The organism is Arthrobacter livingstonensis (assembly GCF_003219815.1).
Taxonomy (GTDB): domain Bacteria; phylum Actinomycetota; class Actinomycetes; order Actinomycetales; family Micrococcaceae; genus Specibacter; species Specibacter livingstonensis.
Genome location: NZ_QJVD01000004.1, coordinates 60,440 through 76,042 on the forward strand (window position 1 = coordinate 60,440; position 15,603 = coordinate 76,042).

A 15,603-nucleotide genomic window follows, 5' to 3' on the forward strand; every position below is an offset into this window, starting at 1 on the left:
GCGGCTGGGGGACTGGCCGTCCTTGGCGACGCCAAGCAGCGTGAGCACAAAAGTCGCCAACGCGAGGGGGACGTTGACCATGAACAGCGCCCGCCGGCCAAACGCACCGGCCAACACGCCTCCGAGCGACAGTCCAAACACCACTGTCACCTGGGCGGCGATGGAGAAGTTCCCCAGAATACGACTCGGAACCCCAATGCCAGCCGTGTCCGCGCGCTGCCGGACCAAGGCCATCGCTGTCGGATATGCCGCGGAAGTGCCGACGCCAATGAGCGCCCGCGACAGCAGCAGGTATCCAAACGCCGGAGCGGCCGCGCGGACAACGCCGCCGGTGAACAAAATCAAGGTTCCGGCCAAAAAGACGCGTCGGGGACCGAACAGGGTGGAGAGCTTGCCCATGGTGGGTTGCATGACCGCGCTGCACAGGTACAACACGGAAATTCGGCTGGCCGTAGTGCCCGGGCCGCTGTGGAAGTCGACACCGATCCCCACCAGGCCTGTGGCGATCATGGAGCTGTTGATCGGGTTCAGCGTGGAGCCCAGCAGCAGCGGGGAGATGAACCGCCAGCCGAATGGCTTGCTTCGCGCCGGTGACTCAGCGATGGCGCCCGCCATCAGTCCCCGGAGGCAGTGATGAGATCCAAAATCTCCCCACTGGTACCGGTCTCGCCGAGGCGGGGGAAGATGCGGGCGACGCTGTTGTTGTGGGCGTCCGCGCTCATATCCGTCATGTCGTCCACAGCCAGCGTGACATCGAAGCCAAGCTCATGGGCCTGCCGGGCGGTTGACTCCACGCCAACGCTCGTCGCGACTCCGGCCAGCACCACCTGTGTGACACCGAGTGCCGTCAAGTGCTCGGCGAGCCCGGTGTTGGTAAATGCCCCCCCCCAGGCTCGCTTGACCACCACGTGGTCGCCCGGCTTCTGGTTCAATTCCGGCACCAGCTCCGCCGCGCCGGCTTGTTGCCCGGAGGCGGGACGGGGCGCCTGCTCGTTCCGGCCGGGAGCACGGCCGTCCACCCGGACCAGGACCACGGGGAGCCCGCGGCTTCGGAAGGCAGCGGCGAGGTCTGCGGCGTTCTTCACGACGGCGTCCACTGGATGCGCCACGGGGAGGGCGACGATGGCATTTTGCAGGTCGACGACGATGAGTGCGGTCTGGGGGTCAAGGGTTGTTACTGCCACGAAAGGCTTCTATGAACGGTGCTTAATGTACGGTCTTGAGGCTATGAATTGGCGAGGCGGGTCAGCAGTGCGACGCCGGCCGCCAGCTGCTCCTGCTCGGCGGGGGTCAGCTCGGTCTCGATGGCGCGGACCAGCCAGCTTTCCTTGGCGGCGCGCAGGGTGTTGAAACTCTCCCTGGCAAAGTCGGTCAGGGACAGGATGGTCTGCCGTCGGTCGGTGGGGTCCGGTGAGCCGCCAATGAGGCCCGCTGCGTCGAGGACGGAAACAGTGGCACCCATGGATTGCGGGCGTACGCCCTCGGCCCTGGCCAGGCTGGTGACGGTGGCTGGTCCGTCGTTTTGCAACCGGACCAGGACGGCAATTTGGGACGGCGTGAAGTCGCCCGGGCTCCGCCCCTGGTTCATGCGCCGGCGGAGGGTGCCGATGACTGTCCGCAGTTCGGTTGCCACGGCGGCTGTTCGGCTTTTCCCCGGCAAAGGGGATGCAGTGCTCATGGGGTGAACGCTAGCTGATACCAAGGCAAACTGCAAAGGTTCCTTGGTATATTAGACGCAGGCGCCGCCGTCGTCCGCGAACAACAGCCGCGTCAGTGCAGCCGGACAGCACGCATGATTTCGTCGTGGATGGTGACTGTTTCGCCGCCGTGGCCGGTGGCGCGCCGGGGCCGGGACCCTGTCAGCAGGACCTCCCACAGGGACGCATCGAGCGCCGCGGCCACCTCCACGGCAGTGAAGAACAGTTCCGCGCCGTGCGGCCGGTGGGCGCCGGAATCAACGTCCGACGGCGCGTGCCCCACCACCAGCAGCGTCCCACCGGGTGCGACGGCGGCGGCCAGCCGCGCAAACAGCGGCTCCCTGTCTTCGCGCGGCACGTGCATGAACTGTGCCGACACCAGTTCGAAGGAAGCCACCGGGGGAGTCCAGGAGAGAAGGTCATGGTGCTCCCATGCGATGGAGCCGGGTGGTTTAAGACCGGCTGCGTGTCCGGCAGCCCGCTCGAGGGCAACGCTGGAGATGTCGACGCCGGTGACCCGCCACCCGCGCCCGGCCAGCCAGACGGCGTCGGCCCCTTCGCCGCAGCCCACGTCCAAAGCCCGGCCCGGAAGCAGCCCGGACGCCTCGGCCACCAGCTGCGGGTTCGGTTTCCCGCTCCAAATGTTCCCGTGCTTGCCGTATCGGCCGTTCCAGTAGCTCTCGTCAAATTGGTGGCTCATGGTGGCTCCTTTGGGACTCGAAAAGCTTGAGTGCACGATAGCACTCGGTGAGGTGCGGGAAGGTGAGGCGTCCCGTTCCGCCCGCCTGCCGATTGCCCAGCGATCGAATCCGTTCCAGCACCGCGGCCCGGTCCGGCCGCCGGCGCACGTACGTCCAGGAATCGGCCAGTTGCACCAGCCGGTCAACGGTGAGCTCGAAGTCGAGGCGGAATTCGCGCTGCTCAAACCCGCCCAGGCCGGCAATGCCGCGGGGCAGTGAGGCGCCGTGGGACAGTGACGGTTCGGGTTGATCAACAATTGCGGCGACTTCGCGAACCCACGGAACCGAGCGGTCCCAGGTGTGCCAGGCCATTGCCAGGGAACCTCCGGGAACCAACACCCGCAGGCATTCGTGGGCTGCCTCCGGTGGTGACACCCACTGCCAGGCCTGCAGGCACAGGAGCGCGTCGACGCTCCGGTCTGGACATGGCAGGCGCTCCGCACTTCCCATCGCGGACGTGATGCGGGCACCAATGTGGGCAGGCATCCGCTTGCTTTCGCCCTCCAGGACGGAGAGCATGCCGGCCGAGGGGTCCACGTCGAGAACCCTGTGCCCGAGGGCGGCTGCCGCGCGGGTCCCACTGCCGGTGCCTGAGCCAAGGTCAAGCACCCGCAGTCTGGTGGCGGCGCCGGGCGATCCCAGGAGCCACGACACTGTAGGTTCCGGCCACGGAGGCCGTGCCATGTTGTGGAGGGCCGGTTTCATGGTCCCCAGCGTATATTGGCGGGTCAGCTCCAGCGGCCCGGCTACGGCGTCAGCGCCAGGCGTTCGTCTTCCCGGGGTGCGGAAACCACCGGGTTCGCACCGCCGTCGAACATCTTCACCGGACGCCGGGCGGACCATGCCTCCCAGCCCGGGGCCCCGAAGACGGCAAAGTCCACCCAGGCGCGGTGCATGTCGGTGGCCAGCTCCTGCGGGGCCCCGATGCCGGCCAGGCCAATGGAGTCGGGGGAGGACAAACCGTCAAACACGAAGCCAAGCTCGACGGCGTGCGCGGCCCGCAGCTGCTCCACCGGACTGGGCCAGGCGAACTCGTAGACGTACGTCGCCGCGCCCCGGGCCAGCCGGGCATCAGCCAGCTGGTTGGCAGGCACCCGCAGTAGCTTGTCGGTGGCCAGGGCGCCGAGAATCTCGCCGATGGGCGAATCGGGGCGGTTGCGACGGAACAGCCTGACTGCCGACGCGGAAATGCCCGCCTTGCGGCGCGCCACGGCCAAGTGGAGCCGGTTGAGTCTCCTGACCAGCCCGGAGGGGACCAGCCAGAGGCGGGATTCGTCCGCGGTGGTGCCGATCAGCAGGGGGATGCCCGCCCCGGCGCCGCCTTCCAGCGCGTCCTGCGGACTGGCGGGCACCAGGCCGCCACCGACGGCCAGTGCAAACCCGGCCCCGCCGGTGATGGGGGTGCCGCCCGCCGTCACGCGTGCCTGGGCTCCCAGTAGTTCGTCGGGGGAGAAGTTCATGAAGGCGTCCCGGGTTGCCGCGGCCTTCAGGTCCTCGGCCATCAAACGCGTGATTTTTCCGGCCCTGTCAGGGGTCTCGGCACTCAATGGACCGCTCTGGATGATGGCGCGGCCGAATAACAAGTGCGCATCCGGGTGGGCCAGGAGCGCAGCGACAGTATTGCCGCCGGCCGACTGCCCAAACACCGTCACCCTCGCCGGATCGCCACCAAAGTTGTGGATCTCCGCCTGCACCCACCGCAGCGCGGCCATTTGGTCTGCCAGGCCAAGGTTCAGCGGAGCGCCTTCCAGCACGGAGAAACCCTCCGCGCCGAGCCGGTAGTTGGGTGCCACGAAGACGATGCCGTCGCGGGCGAATGCGCCACCATCGTACCCCTGCAGCGCATTGGCTCCGTGCTGCAGGGACCCGCCGTGGAACCAGACCATGACCGGCAACGGCTCCGAACTCCGTGACGCGGGTGTGCAGATGCACACGTTCAGGAAGTCAGCGCCCGGAATGATCACGGTGGGCAGGATGCGCGCGATGGCCCCGGCATAGGAATTTTGCGGGGCGGTGGCACCCGGCGCTGTGGCGTCCCGCGTGCCGGACCAAGGTGCAGTGGGCTCCGGCGGGGCGAACCGGCGCTGCCCAATGGGGGCCCCGGCATAGGGGATCCCCAGGAAGCGTTCGACGCCGTCGCGCACCGTTCCGCGGACCCGGCCGCCCGAAATGGTGGCCGTGGGCGCGGTGGGGGGTTCCGTCGTCGTGCATGGTTTTCAAGGCTCCTGGGCAGCAGAATGCGGGCGGGTGGGGCCTTACTGTGCCGGCAGCGCCGGCAGGGCCTGGTGGGTGGCGACCGCCAGGCGGTTCCAGACGTTGATGGCCGAAATGGCCATGAGCAGCACGGGCACCTCAGCTTCCGTGAATGCGGCCTTGACCTGGCCCCAAATGAGATCGGAAACACCGCCACGGCTGATCAGGGTCACTGATTCGGTGAGCGCCAGTGCCGCCCGTTCCCTGTCCGAGAACAGCTCCGGGGCCTCGTGCCAGCCGGCCAGGACGTCCAGGCGGCGGTTGTCCACGCCGGCGTCCCGGGCCTCGCGGCCGTGCATGTCCAGGCAGTAGGCGCAGCCGTTGATCTGCGACGCCCGGATCTTGACCAGGGCCAGCAGGTCCTCGCCGAGCGTGCCGCCATGGACGTACTTCTCCATGGCAAACATGGGCTGGTAGGCCTTGGGGTCGATCTCGTGGATGTTCATGCGTTCCGTGGACATGTGCCCTGCTTTCTTCGGGAATGTCGTTAAATCAGATTAGGGCGTTTCACGCCTTCCATCCCAGCTTCCACCCGGCCCTAAAGTTCCGCAAGCCGGCGACGTTTAGGCGTTCCTCGTGTGCCTGATCAGTTCCTGGTACCAGTAAAACGAATCCTTGGGCGTGCGCAGCTGGGTGGCGTAGTCGACGTGGACCAGACCGAAGCGCTGGGAGTAGCCTGCGGCCCATTCGAAGTTGTCGAGCAGGGACCAGTGGAAATAGCCGCGGACGTCCACTCCGCCGTCCATGGCCGCCTTGAGCGCGTTCAGGTGGGCCGCCGTGTAGTCGATGCGGCGCCGGTCATGGACCTTGCCGTCTGCAGCCGGTCCGTCGTTGACGGCTGCTCCGTTTTCGGTGATGTAGATGGGCGGCAGCTTGTCGCCGTAGCGTTCCTTGAAGCCCAGCAGCAGTTCCGTGAATGCCTCCGGAACCACGGGCCAGCCGAAGTCGGTCAGCGGATAGCCTGCCAGTTCGCGCAAGGAAAACGGAAGGGACCCGTCAAGGACGTGACCGTCGACTGAGCCGCCCGTGCCGGCCGTCGGTGCACCGACCAGCGTCGGGTTGTAGGAGTTGATGCCGTACCAGTCAATGGGTGTGGCGATGGTGCCCAGATCGGCGTCGGGAATGGGCGGAAGGAAGCGTGCCAGTGATTCGGGATAGGCGCCGGTGAGAATGGGGTCGGCGAAGAGGCGGTTCGCGATGTTGTCGTAAAGTCCGCCAGCTTGAAGGTCGGCTTCACTTTCGCTGGCAGGCCAGGTGGCGCCGTGGTTGTTGGCGATGCCGATGTTTTCCGCTCCGGCAGAGCGCAGGGCCTGAACGCCGAGGCCGTGGGCCAGCAGCAGGTGGTGAGCCGCCGGCAGTGCGTCGAATCCCAGCGCCAGTCCGGGGGCGTGGATGCCCGCCCCATAGCCGAGCATGGTCACCGAGACGGGTTCATTGAGGGTCATCCAGCGTGGGATGCGGTCCGCAAAGTGGATTCCGACCAGCTGTGCGTAGTCGGCAAAGCGTGCCGCCGTGTCCCGATTGAGCCAGCCACCAGACTGTTCCAGCTCGAGCGGTGTGTCCCAGTGGAACAGGGTGGCGCTGGGCGTGATGCCCGCTTCCAGCAAACCGTCGACAAGGCGGTCGTAGAATGCGAGGCCCGCGGGATTTACGGCACCGGAGCCGCCGGGCTGGATGCGTGGCCACGAGAAGCTGAACCTGTAGGCGTTCACCCCCAGCTGTGCCATGAGCGCGATGTCCTCCGGATACCGGTGGTAGTGGTCGCAGGCCACGGCGCCGGTGTCGCCATTGGCGATCCGGCCCGGTTGGGCCACAAACGCATCCCAGCTTGACGGGCCCCTGCCGCCTTCATTGACTGCGCCCTCTATCTGGTAGGCGGCCGTGGAAACGCCCCATATAAAGTCAGCGGGGAAGCGGGGGAGGGCGTGCTGGTCCATGATGACCTTTCGTCAGGTGCCTTGGGCACGAGCTTCACGGACGACGGGGTGCATGTCAATGATGCGACGCGCAGAATCGATCCATTGTTGGCGATTCAGGTGCAACCGACACAACACGGGGCTCCGTCAGGTCCGGTCGCCGTCTGCCATGTAGTCGTTGAGGCGTTGTGTGGCGGCCTTGAGGACGCGAACGGCCGTGGCGAGTTCCGCTTCGCTGATGTCTTGGAGTGAAGTGGCGCCAATGACGGCAATGGGGTCCGGGAGTCCTTCCCAGAGTTTTCTCCCGGCTTTGGTCAGATGCAGTACCCGCTGGCGTTGGTCGGTAGCGCCGGGAACCTGTTCCACATGGCCCTTGCGGACAAGAGTGGACACGATCCCGCTCAGGGTCGCCCTCTCGAGGTGGAGCAGCTGCCCCAGGTCGCGCTGGATGGTTGGCCCGTCATTCGCCAATTGATACAGCACGTACCACTGGGTCGTGCCGATACCGTACGGACGCAAGACCGACTCGATGGCGGCCCGATTGGCGAAGTAGTAGCGCTTCGCCCAGGCACCGACAGACTCGTGGTGGGTTTTGACGTCGTTTGAACTTGGCGCGGGGCTGTTCACCACGGGATCGCCGTGTTCTCCCAGCGGGTGAAAGTGCCAGTGGGCCCGTCGGGGCCGAGCAGTGCAACACGGACTACTTCCCGGGAACCGTCCTCAACAGACTCGGTCCCGGCAAAGCCATTGAGGTTGGTGCTGGTAAAAGCGGGCGACACAAGGTTGACCTTGATGTCGCTGGACTCCAGCTCGACCATGATCGCGAGGGTAATCGCGTTCATGGCGGCTTTCGAGGCCGGATAGATGGGGCCATACATGGCATGGTACGGGTAGTCCGGTTCCGCGTTGGAGGTCAGCGAGCCGACGCCGCTCGAGACGTTGACAATGCGTGCGTCCGTAGATTCCCGCAGGAGCGGGAGCATCGCCTGATAGACGGCAAGGACGCCGAAGACGTTGACGTCCCAAACCGCGCGTATCTCATCAAGCGAGGCGTTGCTCGCCTTTGAAGACGCGGTGTATTCCGGTGAGCCCAGTGCGCGATACGTTGTCTTGGAAATGCCGGCATTGTTAACCAGCAGGTCAAGGTGGCCGATCTCCGCATGGATGCGCTCCGCCGCGGCAGCGATTGACGCCGTATCCGTCACGTCGAGCTGAAGCGCGATGGCGCCCGGGCCGATGTCCTTCGCCGCAGCCTCGCCTCGTGCGAAATCGCGCGATCCGACGAACACGGTGAGACCGTTCGCCACGAGTTCTTTGGCAAGCTGTTGTCCAACGCCTTGGTTTGCTCCGGTGACCAGGGCAACGCGATTCCCGTTCATGTGATCTCCTCGTGAATTCGTTCGTTACCTAACAAATATCGTATGGTACCGAACAAGTTGTCAAGAGTCTTTTGTGAAATTTGAAGGATTTAAACGACAAACCCCTGAAATTCGCAAGAATTTCAGGGGTTTCGGTGTGCCCTCGATAGGATTCGAACCTACGGCCTGTTGCTCCGGAGGCAACCGCTCTATCCCCTGAGCTACGAGGGCACGGCAACCGTGGCTGCCGAAGGGAACGAGAAAGAGCTTAGCAGGTGCAGGGCATCCAATGTAAAACCTGGTGCAGGCAGTGGCGGCGGCGACGCGGGCGGGTGTGGCCCGCATCTCCATTTCCGCACACTGCTTTGCCCTGCTCCGGGCCGCGGTGGCAGGTAACGTTGGGGCAATGGTGAACACATGGTGAGGAACATTCCCCGGTCGGCGTGGCTTATTGGGGCGGGCATCATCCTCACGGCGCTGACACTACGCGGTGCGGTGACGGTGGTCCCTCCGTTGATTTCCACCATCAACCATGACCTCCCGATGGGCACCGCCATCATTGGCATCCTCGGCATGCTCCCCACCGCCGCGTTTGCCCTGTTCGGTTTCCTCACCCCGTACGTGATCCGCTGGGCCTCGCTGGAACGGCTCATAGTGATCTCGATCCTGGCCGGAATCGTCGGCCAGGTCGCCAGGGTGTTTGCCCCCAACACGCCGCTGTTCCTGGTCTTCTCCGTGGTCGCCTTTGGCGGGCTGGGGGCCGGAAACGTGCTCCTGCCACCGCTGGTGAAGAAGTATTTCCCCACCAAGGTCGGCCTCATGACGGCCCTGTACGTCACCGCGCTCTCCCTCGGAACTGCCCTGCCAGCACAATTTTCCGTCCCGCTCGCCGACGCCGCGGGCTGGCAGTTCGCCCTCTCCTCCTGGGCCGCCATCAGCGTTGTGGCCCTGGTGCCGTGGCTGCTGGCGGTGATTTCCCCGCGCACGACGCCGGCTCCGGGCACCGCGCCCATCCCGCCATCCGCCGTGGCCGGGCCGGAAGAACTAAAGGTGCATTCCCGCCCGGGGCAAAAGGGTGGCGCAGCGGCGCCCAGGATGAACCTGTGGCGTTCGCCGACGGCTTGGGGCCTGACATTGATGTTCGGCTGCACCTCCCTGAACACCTATGCCATGTTTGCCTGGCTGCCCGAGATCCTCACCCAGGCCGGGCTGGACCGCAGCCACGCCGGGTCCATGCTGGCGTTGTTTGCCGCGCTCGGGCTGCCGATGAGCCTGCTCATCCCGCTCCTCGCCGCCAAGATGCGCAACCCATTCCCCGTCGTGTTGGTGATGCTGGCGTGTTTCGTGGCCGGCTACCTGGGCCTGCTGCTTTCCCCGGCCAGCGGTACGTGGCTGTGGGTTTCGCTGGCGGGCCTGGGACCGGGGACCTTCCCGCTGTCCCTCCTGCTGATCAACCACCGCACCCGCACCCATCTGGGCGCAGGTGCGCTGTCCGGCTTCGGCCAGGGCATGGGCTACGCACTGGCCTGCGTGGGCCCGCTTTTCTTTGGCCTGCTGCGCCAGTGGACGGGTTCCTGGACGGCGCCGTTCATGTTCCTCTTTGCCACGCTGGTCCTGCTGGGCGCGGGCGCCTACATCATCTGCCGGCCGAAAATGTTGGAGGACGACTTCGCCAGATGAGTGCCGTCCGTCGTGCCTTCCCCCAAGGAAGGCACGACGCCGGCCGGCCGGCTTGGGCGGCTCAGTTGGCCCGGGCGGCGAGGATGGGTGCCATGCTTTCGCGCATGTAGTCGGCCACCACGCTTTGTGAGACGGCCACGTCAAGGACAAACAGGCCCCGGGCTCCGGCGTCCAGCCAGTCTCGGAGGTGGTCCATGTCTGCCAGGGACCGCATTTTGGTGCCCTGGGCGCCGAACGCCCGGGCCAGTGCGGCGAAGTCCACCTCCTCGATCTGCATGGCGGTGTCGTCCAGCCCGCGTACGGCGTACTGGTGAAGTTCGGCGCCGTAGGCCGCGTCGTTGAACACCACCATGACGCCGCTGGCGATGGTGCGCACTGCGGTGTCCAGGTCGGCCAGGCCCATGAGCGCGCCGCCGTCCCCGGAGACCAGGACGGTGAGTCTGTCGGGCCTGGCCGTGGCGGCGCCGACGGCGGACGGCAGCCCCAGCCCGATGGTTTGGAACGCCGTTCCGACCATCAACAGCGCGTGCGGGTCCGGGACGCTGCAGTACATGGGCGCCCACCCGATGAAGTGGCCGCCGTCCTGGACGATGGTCCGCCGGGCAGGCAGCACGGAGTCGAGCAACTGCGCCACAGCACTCGGGTTGAGGCGGCCGTCCGGGGCGAACTCCTCCGCGGGCGGCCCGGCGAACAGGGAGCGGTCGGCCACTTCGGGGTAGCCGTCCCGCCAGCCGCGCCCGGCCAGTTCCGGCATGGCCTCCAGCAGTGCGGTGGCGAAGGCGGCGGCGTCCGCGTGAACGAATTCGGTGGCGGACGTCGCGGCTGCCTCGCGGCGCACGTCCACCTGGATGACGGTGGCGCCGTCGGCAAAGAGGCTGCCATAGCGGGTCTGGAAGGTGTTCAGGCCGGCGCCTGCCACCAGGACGACGTCGGCGCGGCGCATGATGTCAACGGCAGCCAGGGTGGCAAAGCCGCCGGCGATGCCCAGGTCCCAGGGCGAGTCGAAGAGATTGCGGGCCATGGCCGACGTCGCGAAGAGCGCACCCAGGCCGTCGCCGAGGCGCCGCAGGGCCCCGCCGGCCGCGGCTTCCACCGCGCCGCGTCCGCCGATGAGCAGTGGCCGCTGCGCGCCGGCCAGCAGGCGGGCAATGTGGCGCGTGGCGGCGTCGTCCGGTGTGAGCGGCGCCCGGCTGGCAAGGGCAACAGTCGGTTGCTGTGGCCCGGCCGCGACGGCGGCGAGGTCGTAGGGGATGGCCAGCACCACGGGCCGGCTGTCGCGGGCGGACAGCGCCCACGCCCGCTCGGTGGCCGCTTCAGCCGATTCCCGGGTCATCGTAATGGTTTCGACGCCGAGCCCTGCGGCCACGATGTCCTGGTCGATGTCCCAGGGCCGGGCGCCCGTGGTGGGGACGCCGCCCACCACCAGGACCAGGGGAATGCGGGCCCTGGCTGCCTCGGCCAGCGGGGTCAGCGAGTTGGTGAAGCCGGCGCCGTACGTGACGGTGGCAACCGCCACCTTGCCCGAGGCGCGGTAGTGGGCGTCGGCCATGGCAACGGTGCCGGCCTCGTGGCGGGCGCTGATGTAGCGCAGGCCGCGGCGGGTGATGTTGCTGGTGAAGAAGGCGTTGCCGTTGCCCATCAGCCCAAACACGGTGTCGGCATGCCGGGCGCAAACATCGGCAACGAGGTCGGAAACGGTGGGCTGGTCGGTCACGGCGTGCTCTCAATTCTCTGGCGTGTGTGGTGGTGCACACAACAGTGGAACGTCGCGGCCGCGCGCGCAAGCGTCGCCAAAATCACCATTCAGCCTGTACAGAATGACGCCCATTGCCGGTTGTCAATATGACAATTTGTACAGTCCAGGGCCTGTCTGGCCGGCCACGTGTCAGGACTCCGCTGCCGCCCTCAAGAGGGGCAGGTGCCGGTTTTCAATGTGGGTCTCCAGTGCTATCACGCTCGAGGTGCGGGCCACCCCCGGCGCCTGCGACAACGCGTCAAGCACGCGCTGCAGGTCGGTGGTGGAGCGGCCCACGATCTTCACCAATACATCGCTTGGGCCGGACACCGTGTGCATTTCCAGGATTTCAGGAATCTTGCCGATCGCGTCGAAGACCAGGCCGTGGCCCATGCCCTGGGCGATCTCTATGGAGCAGAACGCAATGATGGGAAAGCCGAAAGCGGCCGGACTCAGCTGCGGAACGATCCCCGTGACGACGCCGCTGGCGTGCAGCCTGTCCAGCCGGCCCTGCACCGTGGCGCGGGCCACCTTGAGCCGGCGGGAGCATTCGAGCACGCCGACCCCAGGCTCCTCCGTGAACATCTCAACAATGGCGGCGTCCAGCCGGTCAACCTTCATGACTCCATTATCGCCGCAGCATTGGTTGAGGTCGGAGATGACGGCAGCGTTGCTTGAGGTTGGAGATGACGGCAGCGTTGCTTGAGGTTGGAGATGATGACGTGTCCATGACGCTGCCGTGAAGACGGGGAGCGGTTGGCGACATGTTTCCGTGTGCTGCGCCATGCCGGTGGAATAAAAAGACAGCACCTGCGGGTGTCGCGGTGTTTCTGCGAATGAAAAGACAGCACCTGCGGGTTGTCACGCCTGTGACCCGCAGGTGCTGTCTTTTGAATCGGTGCGCGGGGCCAACACCCGCAGGTGCTGTCTTTTGAATCGGCTGCCGCGCCGAGGCGTGGTGATCTCCAATCAACAGGACTGGGCGTGGTCATCTCCAATGTCAACGGGACCGGGGCCACATTCCGGGCGGATTGGGGGAGGGGGCCGGTGGAACCGTAGACTTGGACGGTGACCCCTGAAGAACTTTCTGCCGCCATTGCCACCTGCCTCAAAGACGCCGTCGACGCCGGTGAACTCACCGTTCCCGCCGGGGCGCTGCCCAAGGAGGTGCGCGTGGAGCGGCCCAAGAGCCGCGAGCACGGTGACTGGGCCACCAACATTGCCTTGCAGCTGGCTAAGCCGGCCGGCGTGCCGCCGCGCAAGATCGCCGAGGTCCTCCAGAGCCGCCTGAGTGAAATTCCCGGTGTTTCCAAGGTGGACATTGCCGGCCCGGGGTTCCTGAACATCACCGTTGACGCCGCGGCCGCGGGCGGACTGGCGAGGGTCATTGTTGAAGCCGGAACGGACTTCGGCACCAACTCACAAATGGCCGGCACCCGGATCAACCTGGAATTTGTCTCCGCCAACCCCACCGGCCCCATCCACCTCGGCGGCACGCGCTGGGCCGCCGTGGGCGACTCCCTGGCCCGCATCTTCCAGTCGCAGGGCGCCGACGTCACCCGTGAGTACTATTTCAACGACCACGGCAACCAGATCGACAAGTTTGCCCGCTCCCTGCTCGCCAGCGCCAAGGGCGAGCCCGCGCCGGAAGACGGCTACGGCGGGGCGTACATCGAGGACATCGCCCGGGAAGTTACGGCAGGCAACCCGGACATCCTGAACTCCGCGGACCCGCAGGAGGAATTCCGCGCCCAGGGCGTGGAGCTGATGTTTGGCTCGATCCGAAAATCACTGCACGAGTTCGGCGTGGATTTTGACGTGTACTTCCACGAAAACTCGCTGTTCGAGGACGGTGCCGTGGAAAAGTTGCTGGAACAGCTCAAAGGCTCCGGCAACATGTACCTCAAGGACGGCGCCTGGTGGCTGAACTCCACCGACTACGGCGATGACAAGGACCGCGTGGTCATCAAGAGCGACGGCAACGCCGCGTACATCGCCGGGGACATTGCCTACTTCAGGAACAAGCGCGACCGCGGCTTTGACCTGTGCATTTATATGCTTGGCGCCGACCACCACGGCTACGTGGCCCGCCTGAAGGCAGCGGCGGCAGCCCTGGGCGACGACGCAAACCGCGTCGAGGTCCTCATCGGCCAGATGGTGAACCTGGTCAAGGACGGCGTCCCTCTGCGCATGTCCAAGCGGGCCGGCACCGTTGTCACGATGGAGGACCTGGTGGAACTGGTGGGCACGGATGCCGCACGCTATTCACTGGCCCGCTTCTCCAGCGATTCCAACATCGACATCGACCTGGATGTGCTGACCAAGCGCTCCAACGAGAACCCCGTGTTCTATGTCCAATACGCCCACGCCCGCACCAGCGCCGTAGGCCGGAATGCGGCGGCTGCCGGGGTGGAGCGTACCGCGTTTGACGCGGCCGCCCTCAACCACGCCACGGAGTCCGAACTGCTTGCGGTTTTGGGCCAATACCCGGGCGTCCTGAGCCAGGCGGCCGCCTTCCGCGAACCGCACCGCGTGGCCCGCCACCTGGAAGTCATCGCCGGCGCCTACCACCGCTGGTATGACGCCTGCCGCGTCACACCCATGGGCGAGGAAGCCATCACCGACACGAACCGCACCAGGCTCTGGCTCAATGACGCCGTGGGCCAGATCCTGGCCAACGGGCTGTCCCTGCTGGGCGTCTCCGCTCCGGAACGGATGTGACGGTGGCCAACGACAACCCGGCGGCAACGCACGTGGCCGGTGCGGAACTGGCCCCCGGCTGGCTTCCTGCCGCCAGGGATGTGAACGCGCTGGTCCCCGCCATGTGGGCGGACGACGTCGAACGCGGCCCCGGCGGTGAGCTCACCGTCAGCGGTGTTTCCGTGGGGGCGCTCAAGGAACAGTTTGGCACCCCGCTGTTTGTCATGAGTGAAGGTGACTTCCGCCACAGGGCCCGCGCGTTCAAGGACGCCTTTGATGAGGCCTTTGCCGACCTTTGCGGCGGCGTGGACGTTTACTACGCCGGAAAGTCGTTCCTGTGCACCGATGTGGCGCGCTGGGTGGAATCCGAGGGCCTGCGCCTGGACACCTGTTCCGGCGGCGAGCTGGCCGTGGCCGTCCGCGCCGGGCTGGCCGGAGACTTGCTGGGACTGCACGGCAACAACAAGTCCGACGCGGAGATCAACCGCGCCTTGGACATGGGACTGGGCCGCATTGTGGTGGACAGCCTCCACGAGCTGCACCGCGTGGCCGCACTGGCCGCGGCCCGCAACACCAGGGCCAATGTGATGCTGCGCCTCACGCCCGGCGTCCACGCGCACACCCACGAATTCATCGCCACGGCCCACGAGGACCAAAAGTTCGGGCTGTCACTTGTTTCGGAAGACCCGGACGCCCCCGGCCTCTCCGCCGCCGAGGCGGCCGCCAAGCTGGCCGTCGAGGCGGCGAGCATCAACTTCCTGGGCTTTCACGCGCACATTGGCTCGCAGATCTTTGAGCCGGACGGCTTTGAGATTGCCGCCCGCAAGCTGCTCGCCTTCACCGACCAGATCCAAAAGACGTACGGCATTACGCTGCCGGAACTGGACCTGGGCGGCGGCTACGGCATCGCCTACACCGCGGCGGACACCCCGCGCCCGGCGGCCGAAATCGCCCAGGCGATGGCCGCCGTCGTACGGGAAACGTGTGAAGAGCTCGGCATGGCCTGCCCCCGGATCTCCATTGAGCCCGGCCGGGCCATCGTGGGCCCCTCCACGTTCACGCTGTATGAAACCGGCACGCTGAAAACAGTGCAGGTTGAGGTGGATGGGCAGGGCGGTGTGACGGCGCCCCGGCGCTATGTGTCGGTGGACGGCGGCATGAGCGACAACCCCCGCCCGGTGCTCTACGACGCCGATTATTCCGCCGTCGTGGCCGGCAGGGCATCACAGGCCGTTCCCGCTTTGTCCCGAGTGGTGGGCAAACATTGCGAGAGCGGTGACATTGTTGTTAGAGATGTATATCTGCCCAATGACGTGGCGGCCGGGGATTTGCTTGCAGTTCCCGGAACGGGCGCGTACTGCTGGGCACTGGCCAGCAACTACAACTACGTGCCCCGCCCGCCCGTGGTGGCCGTCAAGGACGGTGCCGCACGCTTGATGGTGCGGGGCGAAACAGAAGACGATTTGCTGGCACGCGATTTAGGGGCCTAGAGACCTTTGACAGAGCGCAACACCGTGGACACGG

General features: G+C 66.3%; 15 protein-coding genes, 1 tRNA gene and 1 pseudogene. 4 read left to right on the forward strand and 13 right to left on the reverse strand.

The genetic code is table 11. The features are described 5' to 3' along the window. Positions 1-12: 12 nt before the first annotated feature. Positions 13-510, reverse strand: a pseudogene (locus CVV68_RS24875) (MFS transporter); the annotation flags it as partial. Here CVV68_RS24875 and CVV68_RS24140 point away from each other — a divergent pair. Further along, the gene (locus tag CVV68_RS24140; protein WP_245933347.1) at positions 410-634 is read left to right on the forward strand and encodes a hypothetical protein; all 225 of its coding nucleotides are present in this window, start codon (positions 410-412) and stop codon (positions 632-634) included. The pseudogene CVV68_RS24875 and the gene CVV68_RS24140 sit on opposite strands and share 101 nt — an antisense overlap. Here CVV68_RS24140 and CVV68_RS05030 read toward each other — a convergent pair. From CVV68_RS05030 to CVV68_RS05075, 10 genes are all read right to left on the reverse strand, one after another. Next, the gene (locus tag CVV68_RS05030; RefSeq protein ID WP_110499921.1) at positions 615-1,184 is read right to left on the reverse strand and encodes a cysteine hydrolase family protein; all 570 of its coding nucleotides are present in this window, start codon (positions 1,182-1,184) and stop codon (positions 615-617) included. The two genes, CVV68_RS24140 and CVV68_RS05030, sit on opposite strands and share 20 nt — an antisense overlap. A 41-nt stretch (positions 1,185-1,225) precedes the next feature. Further along, positions 1,226-1,678 carry a MarR family winged helix-turn-helix transcriptional regulator gene (locus CVV68_RS05035; RefSeq protein WP_110499922.1) on the reverse strand — a complete coding sequence of 151 codons (453 nt, stop codon included), beginning with the start codon at positions 1,676-1,678 and terminating at the stop codon, positions 1,226-1,228. A gap of 92 nt (positions 1,679-1,770) precedes the next feature. Next, positions 1,771-2,397, reverse strand: coding sequence for a class I SAM-dependent methyltransferase (locus tag CVV68_RS05040; protein ID WP_110499923.1), 627 nt, complete (start codon positions 2,395-2,397; stop codon positions 1,771-1,773). After that, on the reverse strand, positions 2,381-3,142 hold the full coding sequence (locus tag CVV68_RS05045; protein ID WP_211320727.1) for a class I SAM-dependent methyltransferase: 762 nt from the start codon (positions 3,140-3,142) through the stop codon (positions 2,381-2,383). The genes CVV68_RS05040 and CVV68_RS05045 overlap by 17 nt, the downstream gene beginning before the upstream one ends. Positions 3,143-3,183: 41 nt before the next feature. Continuing rightward, complete coding sequence (locus tag CVV68_RS05050) at positions 3,184-4,608, reverse strand: carboxylesterase/lipase family protein (protein ID WP_110499925.1); 1,425 nt, start codon at positions 4,606-4,608, stop codon at positions 3,184-3,186. Positions 4,609-4,692: 84 nt separating this feature from the next. Next, entirely contained in the window at positions 4,693-5,151 is a 459-nt protein-coding gene (locus CVV68_RS05055; RefSeq protein ID WP_110499926.1) for a carboxymuconolactone decarboxylase family protein, read from the reverse strand. Between the two features lie 102 nt (positions 5,152-5,253). After that, positions 5,254-6,627 (reverse strand): GH1 family beta-glucosidase, encoded by a 1,374-nt coding sequence (locus CVV68_RS05060; protein WP_110499927.1) that lies wholly within the window; start codon positions 6,625-6,627, stop codon positions 5,254-5,256. Positions 6,628-6,753: 126 nt separating this feature from the next. Next, entirely contained in the window at positions 6,754-7,236 is a 483-nt protein-coding gene (locus CVV68_RS05065) for a MarR family winged helix-turn-helix transcriptional regulator (protein WP_245933349.1), read from the reverse strand. Beyond that, positions 7,230-7,985, reverse strand: coding sequence for an SDR family NAD(P)-dependent oxidoreductase (locus tag CVV68_RS05070; RefSeq protein ID WP_110499928.1), 756 nt, complete (start codon positions 7,983-7,985; stop codon positions 7,230-7,232). Before CVV68_RS05070 ends, CVV68_RS05065 begins: the two co-directional genes overlap by 7 nt. A 137-nt stretch (positions 7,986-8,122) precedes the next feature. Further along, positions 8,123-8,195, reverse strand: a tRNA-Arg gene (locus CVV68_RS05075). Positions 8,196-8,381: 186 nt separating this feature from the next. On the opposite strand from CVV68_RS05075, the gene CVV68_RS05080 reads away from it, so the two are divergent. Further along, complete coding sequence (locus CVV68_RS05080; RefSeq protein WP_110499929.1) at positions 8,382-9,644, forward strand: MFS transporter; 1,263 nt, start codon at positions 8,382-8,384, stop codon at positions 9,642-9,644. Positions 9,645-9,705: 61 nt separating this feature from the next. Here the strand turns inward: CVV68_RS05080 and CVV68_RS05085 are convergent, their stop codons facing one another. After that, the gene (locus tag CVV68_RS05085; RefSeq protein ID WP_281268270.1) at positions 9,706-11,358 is read right to left on the reverse strand and encodes a thiamine pyrophosphate-binding protein; all 1,653 of its coding nucleotides are present in this window, start codon (positions 11,356-11,358) and stop codon (positions 9,706-9,708) included. A gap of 171 nt (positions 11,359-11,529) precedes the next feature. Then, positions 11,530-12,000 (reverse strand): Lrp/AsnC family transcriptional regulator, encoded by a 471-nt coding sequence (locus CVV68_RS05090; protein WP_110499930.1) that lies wholly within the window; start codon positions 11,998-12,000, stop codon positions 11,530-11,532. 447 nt (positions 12,001-12,447) lie between these two features. Between CVV68_RS05090 and argS the strand changes: the two genes are divergently transcribed. Together argS and lysA are read left to right on the forward strand one after the other, a co-directional pair. Further along, on the forward strand, positions 12,448-14,100 hold the full coding sequence (gene argS, locus CVV68_RS05095; protein WP_110499931.1) for an arginine--tRNA ligase: 1,653 nt from the start codon (positions 12,448-12,450) through the stop codon (positions 14,098-14,100). After that, complete coding sequence (lysA, locus tag CVV68_RS05100; RefSeq protein WP_438502611.1) at positions 14,097-15,569, forward strand: diaminopimelate decarboxylase; 1,473 nt, start codon at positions 14,097-14,099, stop codon at positions 15,567-15,569. Before argS ends, lysA begins: the two co-directional genes overlap by 4 nt. Positions 15,570-15,603 lie beyond the last annotated feature (34 nt).